Origin of the sequence: Nocardiopsis sp. NPDC006832 (assembly GCF_040635885.1) — a bacterium.
GTDB lineage: Bacteria > Actinomycetota > Actinomycetes > Streptosporangiales > Streptosporangiaceae > Nocardiopsis.
Genome location: NZ_JBEYLC010000028.1, coordinates 1 through 12,856 on the forward strand (window position 1 = coordinate 1; position 12,856 = coordinate 12,856).

The window sequence follows — 12,856 nt, forward strand, 5'->3', positions numbered from 1 at the left end:
CGCCTTCTACCTGGGGCTCCACGCCTGTGTCAGGGGAACGAAAGTTCACCCATGAATGCACCCCTCGTCTTGATTGTCGGGTTCCTGCAGATTCCCAGTCACTGAGATCACCTCAGTGGACTCCTGAGTCACCGGAGCATGCACCAAAAGGCTCTCTAAGAAATTCTTTCTAGAATCTTCCGACACGCAATCAACGGCCCATTGAGGAACACTGAAACAACTTCCCAGGGCGCGAAGCGGCAAAGATAGACAGAAGCCGAACAACCGCGGCAGGGGTACTCAGCGGACCCGTTCAAGAAGGTGCGAGGCGCGCCAGAGGAGGGGAGTTCGGAGGTCGGTTTCCTCACTCCTGACAGTAAGGTGCAGGAGTTCGGTGATGGTGACCAGCTCGGCGAACCGCCCAGCGGGGGTATCGAGGATGTGTGCCAGTTCCTTTCGGATCCGTGCGGCCGCAGAGGGTACAAGCAGGCTGTAGCTGTGCAGCATGGCCGCGTCGTAACCGGTCGGAGCCAGTCCCCATCCCTCCCAGTCAAAGAGGGTGAGGGCCGGGGCGCCGAGGTTGGCGAAGTGGAGGTCTCCGTGGGCGGTCGACCACGAGGGAGCGACGGTGTCGACGGGTGCCCCGAGGTAACGGGGCATGGCGTGGTCGAGAAAGGGCTGGAAGGCGGTGCGCCGGTGTGTCCGCACCCGAGAGATCGTGTGCAGGGCTCTGCGTAGCCCGTCCCACCAGCTCGGTGGCAGGTCGGGCTCGTGGGTTAGTACTGCCGACTTTGAAGCGGCAGGAGACGAGGCCCTGTCGTACAGCTCGGCCCGGTAGGACCAGGGGCCCTCGTTCCAGTCGTGCAGGTCGCGCAGCTTGGGGCGGGGCAGCGTGGTGGGCATGGCCCGTTCGGCCTCAACGGATCCGTTCCAGAAGGTGGTGGCGATCCGGTCGGTCGGGGCGCAGGCCAGGCGTAGCCATGCCGGGCCGTGTGCTGTGGTCACCGGTCGGCTCAGGGTTCGCCCACGCCACCCCCATACCTCCTCCGGGTCTGAGGTGGTCGTGGCGTGGAGCGCAGCTCGTGCGCGTGTGTGTGCCGCTCTCATCCGGGCGGCGGTCTTGGGGTCGGGGTGTGTCAGCATCTGGTCCCTTGGGCGCTACCCGGTTCGGTGTCCATCAGTGCGGTGTGGGCTGCGTGGGCGAGGATGCTCTGGGTGCGTGCGGTTAGGCCGATGCGGTTCCAGTGGAAGATCACGTGGTGGGCCAGGATGGCGCGTAGGCCGCGTTGGAGGGTTCCGGTGTGCGCGGCTTGGGATAGTGCTTGTCCGGCGGAGGCGAAGGCGAGTATCCAGGGCGCGGTGAACGCCAAGGGGTTGTCCGGGGATTGCGTGGGGTGGTGGGCGGTGAGGAGTCGGCGCAGGGGGGCGCTCAGTTCTGGCATGCGCTCAGGCGGAACGTCCTTGGGGAGGGGGCGCATTCGCGTGATGCGGTGCCAGATGTCGCCTTGCTCGAACTCGTCTTGGTCCGCGCCTCGGAAAAGAGCGCCGCACAGCATCGTCGACAGCTCACGGCGGCCAAGGACGGTTGCGTGTGCGTTGAGGTAGTCGAGGATCGCGCGGCTGTCGGTGTGGAAGAGGTCGTGGGCGGTGTGCATCGCTGCGGGTCCCCCGAAGGCGAGGGTTTCGGGTTCGTAGACGGTTCGTCGCCAACGGATGGTGGCCTCTGGGGTGGAGAAGCTGTCGAGGATTCGTTTGAGCAGGTCGTCGCCGGGAGTGGTGGTGTCACTGGGCCGCAGGCGCAGTCGCCAGCAGGGGGCTTTGCGGATGAACCACCAGGAGTCCACGAGTCCTGACTGTTCGGCGTGGTGGAGTCGGGGTGTGAGTCGTTCGGTCACCGTGGTTTCGGCCATCTGCCAGTCGGTGAACTCGATGTGGGCCTGGTGCCAGCCGTGCTCTTCGGCCTGTATCTGGAGGGCGGTGGCGCCCGCTTCGGTGTAGGCCTGGACTGCCTCCGCGAGGTGGTCCGTTTCCACTCCGGCGCGGGAGGCGGCGCTCTCCGGTGGGGTCCCGGAGAGCACCTCGAGAACTCCTTGGGCGAGTGGGTGCCCGGTGTCGGAGTTTTCCACGGCGTTGTTCTCCTTACTGGGATGCGGGGCGGGTCAGTTGATCAGTAGGCAGGCGTCCCACCCGGTGACCCGGGGCAGGCCTTGCGCTGCGGTCATCTGGGCCAGGGTGACTCCCGCCTGTCCGTCGAGAAACCCTTCTGTGTCTGCTTGTTCCTGGTCGAGGCGGTCGTTCAGGAACGGCAGGTGGTGGGCGATTGCCGGGGTGAGCGCGTCTGTGGCGGCGCGGTTCGCGGCCTGGGCCAGGCCAGCCCAGCCGTGGCAGAGGCCAGGGTCGTGGACGCGGGCGAGCTGGTTGGGGTCAGCGAGGCAGTCGGCGAAGGCCTGTTCGGCCATGCGTTGGCGGTCGGTGTCGGCGGTGGCGAGGGCAGCGAGTTGTTGGGCTCGGGCCAGGCCGGGTGTGCCGTAGCACCAGCTGGGGCGCTGTGGTCCGCTCTGGTCGGTTCGTCTGTTGCGCAACGATTCGGAGGTGACCCACTGTGGCCACCAGGTGCCGGTGTCGTTTTCCCGGCGCCAGGAGTCCAGCCACGCGCAGATGAGCTCGATGGCCTCGCCCTGCCCATCGACGGTGATCTGGCGCAGATGCGCTTGGGCGAGTAGGGCGAGCGGACCGGTGATGCCGTGGGCGATCCCGAGATTGGCGTGGCCGCCGGAGAAGTGGGCGGAGGTTCCGCGCTGGGGGTCGTGATGGACCCACCAGCCGGGGAGTCGCCGCGCATCGATGACCAGAGGGCAGGTGAGACGGACCAGATAGGTGAGGATGCGGCCGAGTGCGTCATTGGTGGGGTCGTGGTGGAGCAGGTGTGCGCCGATCCCGGTCAGTCCGTGCAGGAGGTCGTATTCGGCGAAGGCGGCGGGTCGTGCGCTGTCGATGCGGGCGTGTGCGAGGTCGAGTCGGCGGTGGGCGAGGCGCCTCACTGCTGAGTCGATGCGCTCTGTCGCCGCAGCGTAGCGGGGCACTCCATCGGCCTGGGCTGTGTGCAGGACGAACGCCAATGCGGGGGCTCCGAAGTACAGGCATGCTTCGTCTGCCGCGCTGACCGGGGTTGCGGCCGCCTTGTGGACTTGGTTGTGGGCTCCTTCCCAGCTTCCTTGGCCGGTGTGGGCGCGCTCGATGTGCATCAGTGCGGTGCCGATGGCGCCCGTGGCCAGGGACTGGGATGGCGCGGTGGGGGTTGCGGTCTGGGCGCTCATCGGGTGGTCTTCCTGGCGAGGTCGCGCTGGGCGGCGGCCCGGACGAGGTGGTGGGTGAGTTGTTCGCGCTTCGGGTCGGTGCCGAGTGCGCGGGTGTGGTGCAGGTGCAGCAGGGAGCGCAGCACCGATTCGGGGTCGCGTTGGAAGGCCAGGTGGGATCGGTAGTCGCTCAAGGTGGTGCGTCGGTGCTGCCAGGCCTGGAGCACTTCCTGCCCGGTGGGCAGCGCTTGGAGCACTTCTCGGCTCTTGTCGGGGTCAGTGAGGAGGAGTGCCTGGTCTCGCACGGTGCGGTCGAGCCTTGGTGCTTCGTGGGGGAGGTTGTCGACGAGCCATTCGGTGGCCTCCCGGGCGTTGGATGCGTAGGAGGTGGCGAGGTCGTACATCCCGGCGACGGTGACCACCTCCCCGGGAGTACCCGCCTGTGCGGTGTACGCCGCTTGGGCCAGGGCTGCTGCGGAGTCCGCGGCGAAGAGCCGTTCGGCGGCGCTCATGGCCGTTCCGTGTCCGTAGCGTCCAGTCTGCGGGTGATAGGTGGCCAGTTGGAAGTGCGGGACGAGGCCGTGGCTGCGAAGGGCGGCGGCCCAGGCTCCGATCCGGGTGACGGCGTCGCCGTACTCCCGCTCCGAGCGCAGGCGGAAGTACAGGTCGAGGTGTTGGTCCCGGTCGGGGTGGGTGAGGTCGTGGTGTCGTTCGAACCACCAGTAGTGCAGCTCCGGCCACTCGTTGACCAGGTCCGGCAGGTGTCGCAGGAGGATGGTGTCCTGGCGAGCGGGGTGTCCGTGGATCTGTGTGTGGACCACGTCGGAGAACCCCGGTAGCTTCCCCTGTTCTGACGGTGTGACGGGCGTGCTCGGTCGCTCGGTCTGCAGTGGAGGGGCGGCGGTCGTGCGATGGAAGGGGACGAGGATTTCGTGGGCGCGCCCTATCCAGCCGTTGGAGTCCGGGGCGGGTCCTTCACGGAGTTCGACAGTGCCGGTGCGCTCCAGTCGTGCCCGCAGCACCTCGCGGTCCAGCGGGCGATCCAGGTTCAGGGGGAGGCGCATTTCCGCGCTGCACATGACGACATCCGCAGGTGCCCTCAGGCGCTCCCGCCAGGTGTTCAACGCCTTCACCCAGGCAGAGTTCGGTGCCCCGGGGTCGGGGAGGCTATCCGTACTCAGCCTCCACCGGGCAGCGGCCAGGACGATACGCCCGCGTCGAAGGCGGGGCAGGAAGGGCAGGGATGACGCCGCTCCCCAGTCGAAGGCTTGGTAGACGGCGCAGCGACCAGCCGGGGCTTCGGCGAGGAACCGTGCCAGCGAAGGTGTGAGCATGGCGGCCTCGAGTGCGTGGGTCACCCGTGGTTCGACGTAGCGGCCGGTGGAGATCTGGAGGAGCCTGAGGTGGCGCGCGTCGGCGGTCAGGGCGAGATCATGTAGGCCGATGACGGCGCCACCGGGCACGTGGTGTTCTGCCAGGGGGATGATCACGGGCAGGAGCCGGGAAGTGCGGACAGCGTTCGCTGTACGCCGCTGACGTGGCGGAAAGGACAGCTGCGCGGTGACCGTGTCCGGATCCGCAGGGGACGTGTAACTCTCGGTGAGGCCGGACCGCGCGGAGGCGGACAGAAGGTGGGCGAACCGGCCGGCCATGCTGCTGCCCGGTCGCGGAGCCGAGGTGACCAGAAGCCGGAAGTCCCCTCGGTCCACGGCCCCTGCTGAGGGGGCGTGCAGTTGGAAGGAGAGCTCGACCCTGGAGGGAGCGAGCACCTCCTGCGGTTCCCCCAGGGCGATCTCATCGACCATGCTGTCAGTCAGGACCACTTCTGTTCGGCCGCTGAGGGCAGCTTCTTGAGCAAGGGCGAGCAGGTACTGGTCACGCTCGGTCAGGGCCGGCCGAGCGCTGGTGTGCGCAGAGCCGACATAGTCGGCGGGCAGCCCCAAACCGGCATCGGAGACGACCTCGACCACCGGGATGGCGGCTCCTGGGCCGTAGCGTTCCCGGAACCTGGAGTGGAAGTCCTTCCACCGCGGATAGCCGTAGGGGTAGGGACTCAGGCGGATCAGCGCGGATGCGGCTGCTTCGGCTTCCCGGAGCACGTTCTCCGGCAGGGTGATGCTGGCGTCCAGCGCCGTGTCCACGACCGACCCGACCTCACTGAGTGGCTGCCGATGGAGTTCAAGGCCCCGGTGGGTCTCGCGGAGTTCATTGACGATGTCGGCCGTCTCAGGAAGCTCCTCGGCTCCGTACTTGTCCAGGTGGGTGCACAGGTAGGCGAGGGCGTCGGGCTCACTCATCGGGGCGCGAAGGCTGGTGATCAGGAAGTTCTGTGCCACCAGTGCGGCCAACAAGACCCGGATCTGTTCGTGCGGAACGTTCGGATGCTCTGCGGCCAAGGCTGTGAGGAGTTCCCCGAAGGGCAGCGGGTCGCGGGCCGCGGCCATGGCGGCGCGCACGGGCGGGGTGTGGCGGATCGATACCTCTTGGGGTGCCATCTCCCTGGGTCGCTGGGAGCTGGGCAGACCGGGGATGCCGAGCCGGTCGTCTCGGGCGAACGCCGTGGCATTGGCGATCACGGTTACCCGGTCCAGGAGCCGGGGCTGCTGTTCCAGCCGGTCCACGGCCCCCTCCAGCCAATCAGCACCGGCACGGGCGATCGTGCGGTGGCCATCGCCCCAGCGCACCCGTGTCTGAGGGCCCGCTTTCACCTCGGCCACCCCGGCGAACAGACCGAACGGAGTGGCCCTGCCCTGCCAGCGCAGCACGTAGGAGCCCAGCGAGCGGACCAGGCGGCGTGCACGGCGTGCGTCAATGGTGTGTCCGGCCGCCACCCGTTCGATCTGCTCGGACAGGACGGGGCTGGCGTGCTGGATGGCTTTGCGGAGGCGTTCGTCGCGCCACACGTGCCTCAACCAACGGCTCCCCTGTTCGACCGCGTTCTCAGGCGCACCTGGCAGATCCGGGGCGTCGGGCAATCGGAGGTCGTGGGGGTAGGTCGTGGCCCGGATCAGGGGTGGTCCTGCCCGGTGGTACAGGGTGCGGTCCGCTCTCGGTGGCATCAGCAGGGGTCCTGCCTGTCTCGCTGCGTACAAGGGGGAGCGGCGGGTCCGGGCGAGAGCATCGCCCGAACCCGCCGGGGAGCGATACCGGTGTTAGGCCGGGTCGCTCACGAAGGACACGCAGGCGGTCCCGTCGCACGTGGAACCGCAGCCGTCACTGGTGCTGCGGAGCAGGCCGGGCAGCGGCTGGGTGGCTTCCTCCACCACCTGGATGTCGAGCGTGAAGTCGTCGAAGGCGTTGGGGGCCAGGGGGTTCACCATGGGGTTACTCCTTTTCGTCGGGGTTGTGTGATGCGGCCTGGCCCTCGTCGGGCCAGGAGATGACGACCGACCCGTGCTGCTTGGGCAGGACTCGTCCTTCAGGAAGGTCCTTCGGGTCGGTAGTGGCCGGGTAGAAGCTGATGCGCTCGGGGCCGTTGCGGTGGCTGCGTCCCCAGGCGGCGATCGCCGCGTTCATGGGTTCGGCGACCTCACGGGCGCGGGGGCCGAAGGCGTGGACTCCGAACTCGAAACGGGCCTCGCCCTCTGCTTCGGTCTTGCGTACGGCCAGGTAGGCGAAGCTGTCCCGATCCACCGCGGCCGGGCAGGCCATCCTGTTCTGCGGGGAGACCACTCCGGTGTCCAGGGCGCGGTCCACGCTCAGGAGGCAGAACCCGTCCAGAGCTGTGGCGAGCCACATCTGGAGCGTGTCGAACTGCTCCGAGGCGGTGATCTCCACCCCCGACCACGCCTCGATGCGCTCGGTATCCAGCACGCCGCTCAGCTGGTCAGGGTCAGCGGGCTCCCCGTCGTCGAACCGCAGGCCGATTTCCTGTCCCCGCAGCAGGAGCAGCCGCTCGGTGTGGGCGCCGGCGCCCTGCATCTTGACGAAGCCGCAGATCTTCGCGGAGGTACTGACCAGGTGGGCGCCCTGGCGGACGAAGGTGACCGAGCGGGTCAGACCGCGCATGCGCAGCGGAACCGTCAGGGTTCCGTCCGGGGTGAGCTGGTCGATCCACGCGGGAGGGATGTCCCAGGCTCCGACCGTGACGATGATCCGCTGGTAGGAGGCGTGTTGGGGGCAGCCATCCTCACCATCGGCCAGGACGACGTTGACGTCGTTGTACCCGGCGTCCTTCAGGCAGGCGCGGGCGCGGTCGGTGACGTCGGGGTCGATGTCGAGCGTGGTGACCTCACCGTCTTGTCCCACCAGTTCGGTCATGAGGGCGGCGTTGTAACCGCCTGACCCGATCTCCAGGGCCCGCATCCCCTTGTCCAACCGGGCCTGTTCGAGCATGGTCGCCTGGATCTGCGGGGCCGAGACCGAGCTGATGGTGGTGCCGTGCTCGTCGCGTTTGGTGACCACCACGCCCTTCTTGTAGGCCTCCGCCAAGGTCACCTCCGGGGCGAATCGCTCACGCGGAACCGTGAGGAAGGCCCGCTCGACCGGGCCTGTGTGGATCAGTCCGTCCGCCTTGAGCTCCTCGGTGAGCTGCCTGCGGAGTTCAGTAGCCCGGTTCGTGTCAACGGTCGGTTCGGTCACGAGATCTCTTCTCTCCATACGGGTAGGTATCAGCGGCAGACGTCCCGGAGCCGCCCGGTCTCACGTGTGGCAACGGCACGACCATCGCGATGCCATCACTGTGTGTGGTGAAAAGGCGAGGGTTTCCAGAGGTGTCGGAGAAGTAGCCCTCACAGACGAGCCAGCCCACCACCTCCCAGGCTGATCTGCCTCATCCTGGGCGATGGTGGTCGTATCAGGCATGAATCGATCTCCCCTGGTGCGTGGCGTTTTCCCGTGGATCGCGCGCCGGATGCCTGTTCCGACACGGTTGCTCTTTTCGCTGGATCGCTCGGTGCCAGCAGTCTTCCGAGAAGCGGCCCGGTCTTCCTATGCGCATGTGCATAATTTTCACGTTCGATTCATGCGCGGCGTTCGATTTAGGCGCCCTGAACTGGGATTATTCTCGCGAATAAGTTTCTTGATTCGGGTCGACCGATGACTTGGGGACGTACAGTGACCATGTGGTCGAATCACCGCCATCCTTGACAGCCAAGACGGCACTGCGCATCGTGAGCGAGACCAAGGCCGAGTTCGGTTGGTCGAGTCGCGGAGCACGGGTTCTCGGGCCCGTGGGAGAGAACGCCTCCGTCCACCTCCCTGGGCAGGGATTGGTCGTGCGCATCTGCGCGCGCGACCAAATACAACGGGCGGCCCGGGAACTATCGCTCGCCCGTTGGCTGTGCGAACGCGAACCACCCACGACACAGGTGGGCGAAGGGTCTTCCACTCCACTGCTGCATCAGAGGTGGGTCATCACCGCGTGGCGCTACATCCCCGACATCGAACCCGGAACTCCGCAGAGCATCGGCGCGCTTCCACGCCGACTTCACCCTGGTCTTCCTCCGTGGCAGGCTCAAGTGGGGCATACCTGCTCCAAGATGTTCAACAGACCCCGCCGCGATAGCTTCGGTACATGGACACGACCGAGGGAAACCAGGACCGTTGGGTTGTGCACGGCGAGCGCACCCTCTACGACAATCCGTGGGTGCGATTGGGAAAAGCCGAAGTCACCACCCCCTCGGGCACCAGGTTCGAACACCACACCGTCACCCTCCCTGCCGCAGCCATGATCGCGATCCTGGACGAAGCCCGGGAACAAGTGCTGATGAGTTTTCGGCACCGGTTCGTCCCCGATGTATGGGGGTGGGAACTGCCCGGAGGCCTGGTCGATCCGGACGAAGACCCCGGGCAAACAGTGATCCGTGAGGCCCTGGAGGAGACCGGCCACCAGGTCACTTCAGTGGAGCATGTGGCCACGTTCGAGCCGATGATCGGGATGGTCCGCAGCCCTCATCACGTTTTCGTCAGTCGTAGTATTTCTTCGACCACCGATCCGACCGAGCTCGACGAAGGCATCTACGTGTGGGTTCCTCTGGCCAAGGTCCGTTCCCTGATCAGCGAAGGCCAAATCCAGAGCTCAGGTACCCTCATCGCTCTACTTCACCTTTTGTCCTTCTAGCAAGACACGGCTCCCGAAGTACCGCTTCAAGCGGGCCCGTTGGCGGAGTGACCCGGAGCGCTCGGACAACACGGCAGCACTTTTCGCTTGTTCTCGCGCCAACGTGTGCTCGCCTCTGGTGGTGAAGGCCAATGCGAGATCCGTGCGTAGTCCGCATTCGGTCCGGCCCAGCCCGAGGGGGATGATCTCGTTCAGTGAAGCCGTCAGATCGTTGATCGCCTGTGTGTCGCCCAGCCGTGCCAGGCAGTGGCCCCGCCAGCGCAAGAGGTGGGTCTGGTCGAGCATGAGGAAGGGCAGCGCGGGATCATGCGATTCCGAAGGCAGGATCGCAAAGGCTCGGTCCAAGGCTTTCCGAGGCTGCGTTTTCTCTCCCAGCGCAGCGTGGACCTCCGCCTCTGCGGCCCACAACCACGAGCGCAGGAGTGGTGGTAAGGACCCAGTTTTTCCATGGTTGATGGCGGTGATGATGGCGAGGGCTTCACGACGTCGGTCACTGTCCATGAGCACATAGATCTGCTCAGCGCTCACGTACGCCAAGACCGCAGGGTCTTCACTCTCTCTAGCGGCGGCTTTGGCTGTTTCGTAGTAGCGCCAGGAAGTTGCGGGCTGCCCTGAGTCCAGGGCCTGCCAGGCAGTCAGGGAAGCGGCTTCAGCAAGTACTCGCGCCAGTACACGGCGTACTGTTCCTGGAAGCGTGCAGTTCATCAGGTCATGCATCTGTTGCACGTGGGCCTGGCTCTGTGCGAGGAGGAAGTGCGCCCCCAGTTTCCGGTCGATCAGTCGGAGGTTCTGGGTCTGTTGCTCAAGAAGCAGGACCAGGGCGTGATCGACCGTTTGGAGTTCCAGGCGCTCATGCAGTTGATGGGCGACGACGGGCCGCCCTTGGTCAAGAGAAGTGTTCCCCCAAGGAAGGAGAGCTCCCATCGAGTCCGATGACGTTCGGGGGTGGCCATCACTCAAGGGTGCACCCAGACCTTGGAGAGCCTCGTAGGCCCGACGCCGGTCGGTCAATCCCTTCCCTGCTTCGGCGCGAGTAATGGTGCTCTGCGCCACCCCGCACATCCGAGCCAAAGCCTCCTGAGACAGATTCTTCACCCTGCGACGCAGGAACTGGATCGCCCTCTGAGCATCACGTTCACGCACCGCGGCCACCATGGCCGGTTCCCGCCACACCCATGACGGGATACACATACACGCGTTCCGTGATCCATCACGAGCGCGCCCACAGTTACCGCAACGCATCCTGGAGCCTCCCGAAGTCGTTGGAACCTCTCGCTGTGTGCTTGAGGTGCTTTACCGGAAGAAAACGGTCGAAAGAATCCACCGAGCGAAGACCCGTGGGTGAGAAGGTGATAGCAGTTCGGAGGAGATGGACACCGTCATGTCCTCCTGCCGCCTTCTCGCAGGGCCTGGAGGATGGGGATCGCGCTGACCTTGTCCTCTGTCAAGGACTCCCAGTGGATCTCGGAGGGGCGGCGCTTGGGTGGGCACGGGATGGCTTCCTCGGGAGTGACGATGAGGTCCACGCTCACGTCGTGCTCCGATTCCGGGATCGGCTCATCGGTGACCTGCAACGAGTGCACGGTGGTGACGATGAGGGTGGTATCGGTGACCAACCCCGCCTGCGCGAGCAGGGCCATCTCGATGTCGCTGTAGCCTGCACCCTTTCCGATGCGTACGCCGTTGGGGTTGACCGCGACGCTTCCGCAGACGATGACGTCTAGGGGTCGCATCCGCTCAGGGTGGGTTCGGGGGGCGTGCTGCGCTGCGAGTTTTCCGGAGGACGCGATCTCGGGCGCGGTGGACAGCTTCTGCGGGTCGATCAGGTAGAAGGGGTCCTCGGTCGCGATCTTGGGCACCGCCATGTACAGCAGCTTGCCCGCCTCCGCTGCGGCTCGGCGTACTTCTGCCTGTGCCTTGTCCGGATTCGCTTTGACGACCTGAGCGGCGGTCCACCCGGGATGTTGGGAGAGCAGCCGGGCGGCTTGGTCGGCGCCATAGAAGTTCGGGATCTTGCCGTGTACCGCGCCGGTTCGTCCGATGTTCTCAGCATCCAGAAGTGCCCACATCTTCTCTCGGAGATGGTTCTTTGCCTGGGCATCGGGGCTGATCGAGTTCATGAGGGTCCTAACGGGTGAGCAGGTCGATGAACCGACCTTGGACTTCTGCGACGGCGGGTGCGGTGCGCCAGGCGTTGAGTTCTTTCAGCGCGGTGGCGATGAGGGAGGTCGCCCCGCCGGCGCGGGTGGTGTGCGCGACGTCCATGGCCTCGTTGAGCGCGGTGGCGGCGGCGTCGGGCTCACGTCGGCGTACGTGGGCCAGGGCCAGGTTGGCGAGAACGATGCCCCGAGATTTGGGGCGTTCGCTCAGCTGGTCAGCGGCTTGCTCGAGGAGGTCGCGCGCGTGGGTGGGGCGGCCCAGAGCCAGGTACACCGATCCAGCGATCCGCAGTCTGCGCCCTTCCCATGCGGTGTTGTCGAGGTCCTGGTCGGTGCGTGCGTAGTCATCGGCGATGTCGAGGTAACGAGAAGCCTCACGGGGTCGGGCGAGACGAGCGTGGGCCTCGCTCACGTGCAGTGCCGCGAGCGCCTGGAGCTCGGGGGCCTCGGGTGCCGCTCTCATGGCTTGGTGAGCGGTGTGCATCGCCAGGTGATGGTCGCCGGTGGGATTGTAGAGGGGGATGAAGGACTTGCGCAGTAGTGCCTGGGCCAGAGTGTGCTCATCACCAACAGCCCGTGCCGTGGCGATGGCTTCGTCAAGGTAGGCGGTGGCGACACGAGATTCTCGACGTTGCGACGCGTCCCAGACCAGCTTGCCCATAAGCAAGCAGGAGCGCGCTCGGAGTTTTTGTGCAGTGGAATGACGGGCCAACCCTGGGTGGTGGGTCAATCTTCCATGTAGCTCTCCAGCCTGCGCCAGAACCACCGTCGAGGGCACCGTTTGGTAGTCCCGCTCCAGCAGGAGGAGGCCCAGAGCCAACTCCTCGACATCGATGCTCTGGCGCGGCACCGGTTTTCTGAACGTTGAACGTGGTATTTCTCGTGCGCCGCTGCGCGATGGGAGCTGTTCGGTGCCCAGTGCTCCGAGCCCACGAAGGGCTTCGTAGGCCCGGCGCCGGTCGGTCAACCCCTTCCCTGCTTCGGCGCGGGTGATGGTGCTCTGCGCCACCCCGCACATCCGCGCCAACGCTTCCTGAGATAGATGTTTCACCCTGCGGCGCAGGAACTGAATCACCCTCTGAGCATCCCGTTCACGCACTGCGGCCAACATCGCCGGCTCTCGCCACACCCACGACGGGATACACGCACACGCGCCCCGCGACCCATCGCGAGCACGCCCGCAGTTACCGCAACGCATCGAGGGCTTCCTCCGTCGCCTGGGGGTAGAGGGGTGTAACCGAGATATCCCCACCGTAACCACCACAACGCCCACCGTTGAGGGCTTTTAGTGGAACCATCAGCCGGTTGATGAGGCGTTCGGGCTCGTCAACCTGGATGAATCGAACAGCACGCATGAATTC

The 12,856-nt window shown here is 66.0% G+C and carries 11 protein-coding genes and 2 pseudogenes; 2 read left to right on the forward strand and 11 right to left on the reverse strand.

Features of this window, described 5'->3' with window-relative positions; translation table 11 throughout:
• Window positions 1-279: 279 nt before the first annotated feature.
• From ABZ717_RS14975 to fxlM, 6 genes are all read right to left on the reverse strand, one after another.
• Window positions 280-984 carry a phosphotransferase gene (locus tag ABZ717_RS14975; protein ID WP_358509917.1) on the reverse strand — a complete coding sequence of 235 codons (705 nt, stop codon included), beginning with the start codon at window positions 982-984 and terminating at the stop codon, window positions 280-282.
• Between the two features lie 131 nt (window positions 985-1,115).
• Window positions 1,116-2,057 (reverse strand): thiopeptide-type bacteriocin biosynthesis protein, encoded by a 942-nt coding sequence (locus tag ABZ717_RS14980; RefSeq protein WP_358509920.1) that lies wholly within the window; start codon window positions 2,055-2,057, stop codon window positions 1,116-1,118.
• A gap of 81 nt (window positions 2,058-2,138) precedes the next feature.
• Complete coding sequence (locus tag ABZ717_RS14985) at window positions 2,139-3,296, reverse strand: lanthionine synthetase C family protein (protein ID WP_358509923.1); 1,158 nt, start codon at window positions 3,294-3,296, stop codon at window positions 2,139-2,141.
• Window positions 3,293-6,334 carry a lantibiotic dehydratase gene (locus ABZ717_RS14990; protein ID WP_358509926.1) on the reverse strand — a complete coding sequence of 1,014 codons (3,042 nt, stop codon included), beginning with the start codon at window positions 6,332-6,334 and terminating at the stop codon, window positions 3,293-3,295. The genes ABZ717_RS14985 and ABZ717_RS14990 overlap by 4 nt, the downstream gene beginning before the upstream one ends.
• Before the next feature lie 93 nt (window positions 6,335-6,427).
• Window positions 6,428-6,595, reverse strand: coding sequence for an FxLD family lanthipeptide (locus ABZ717_RS14995; protein ID WP_358509929.1), 168 nt, complete (start codon window positions 6,593-6,595; stop codon window positions 6,428-6,430).
• Window positions 6,596-6,599: 4 nt separating this feature from the next.
• Window positions 6,600-7,856: a methyltransferase, FxLD system gene (fxlM, locus tag ABZ717_RS15000; protein WP_358509932.1), complete on the reverse strand. Its 1,257-nt coding sequence runs from the start codon at window positions 7,854-7,856 to the stop codon at window positions 6,600-6,602.
• A 934-nt stretch (window positions 7,857-8,790) separates the two neighbouring features.
• On the opposite strand from fxlM, the gene ABZ717_RS15005 reads away from it, so the two are divergent.
• The gene (locus ABZ717_RS15005) at window positions 8,791-9,336 is read left to right on the forward strand and encodes an NUDIX hydrolase (protein WP_358509935.1); all 546 of its coding nucleotides are present in this window, start codon (window positions 8,791-8,793) and stop codon (window positions 9,334-9,336) included.
• Here ABZ717_RS15005 and ABZ717_RS15010 read toward each other — a convergent pair.
• Complete coding sequence (locus ABZ717_RS15010; protein ID WP_358510096.1) at window positions 9,313-10,062, reverse strand: hypothetical protein; 750 nt, start codon at window positions 10,060-10,062, stop codon at window positions 9,313-9,315. The two genes, ABZ717_RS15005 and ABZ717_RS15010, sit on opposite strands and share 24 nt — an antisense overlap.
• Here ABZ717_RS15010 and ABZ717_RS15015 point away from each other — a divergent pair.
• Entirely contained in the window at window positions 10,048-10,272 is a 225-nt protein-coding gene (locus ABZ717_RS15015) for a hypothetical protein (protein WP_358510099.1), read from the forward strand. The genes ABZ717_RS15010 and ABZ717_RS15015 overlap by 15 nt on opposite strands.
• 33 nt (window positions 10,273-10,305) lie before the next feature.
• Here the strand turns inward: ABZ717_RS15015 and ABZ717_RS15020 are convergent.
• The 4 genes and pseudogenes from ABZ717_RS15020 to ABZ717_RS15035 form a co-directional block, all read right to left on the reverse strand.
• A pseudogene (locus tag ABZ717_RS15020) lies at window positions 10,306-10,578 on the reverse strand (helix-turn-helix domain-containing protein); the annotation flags it as partial.
• A 137-nt stretch (window positions 10,579-10,715) separates the two neighbouring features.
• Complete coding sequence (locus tag ABZ717_RS15025) at window positions 10,716-11,456, reverse strand: 5-formyltetrahydrofolate cyclo-ligase (protein ID WP_358509938.1); 741 nt, start codon at window positions 11,454-11,456, stop codon at window positions 10,716-10,718.
• A gap of 7 nt (window positions 11,457-11,463) precedes the next feature.
• A complete protein-coding gene (locus tag ABZ717_RS15030; RefSeq protein WP_358510102.1) occupies window positions 11,464-12,156 on the reverse strand; it encodes a transcriptional regulator in 693 nt (230 codons plus the stop codon).
• A 273-nt stretch (window positions 12,157-12,429) separates the two neighbouring features.
• A pseudogene (locus tag ABZ717_RS15035) lies at window positions 12,430-12,693 on the reverse strand (helix-turn-helix domain-containing protein); the annotation flags it as partial.
• Window positions 12,694-12,856 lie beyond the last annotated feature (163 nt).

Excerpts from the sequence above, each read along its gene's own strand:
- ABZ717_RS15015 (WP_358510099.1), top strand. The coding sequence starts at position 10,048 with ATGCATCTGTTGCACGTGGGCCTGGCTCTGTGCGAGGAGGAAGTGCGC.
- ABZ717_RS15025 (WP_358509938.1), bottom strand. The coding sequence starts at position 11,456 with ATGAACTCGATCAGCCCCGATGCCCAGGCAAAGAACCATCTCCGAGAG.
- ABZ717_RS15030 (WP_358510102.1), bottom strand. The coding sequence starts at position 12,156 with ATGGGCAAGCTGGTCTGGGACGCGTCGCAACGTCGAGAATCTCGTGTC.
- ABZ717_RS14985 (WP_358509923.1), bottom strand. The coding sequence starts at position 3,296 with ATGAGCGCCCAGACCGCAACCCCCACCGCGCCATCCCAGTCCCTGGCC.
- ABZ717_RS15005 (WP_358509935.1), top strand. The coding sequence starts at position 8,791 with ATGGACACGACCGAGGGAAACCAGGACCGTTGGGTTGTGCACGGCGAG.
- ABZ717_RS14990 (WP_358509926.1), bottom strand. The coding sequence starts at position 6,334 with ATGCCACCGAGAGCGGACCGCACCCTGTACCACCGGGCAGGACCACCC.
- ABZ717_RS14995 (WP_358509929.1), bottom strand. The coding sequence starts at position 6,595 with ATGGTGAACCCCCTGGCCCCCAACGCCTTCGACGACTTCACGCTCGAC.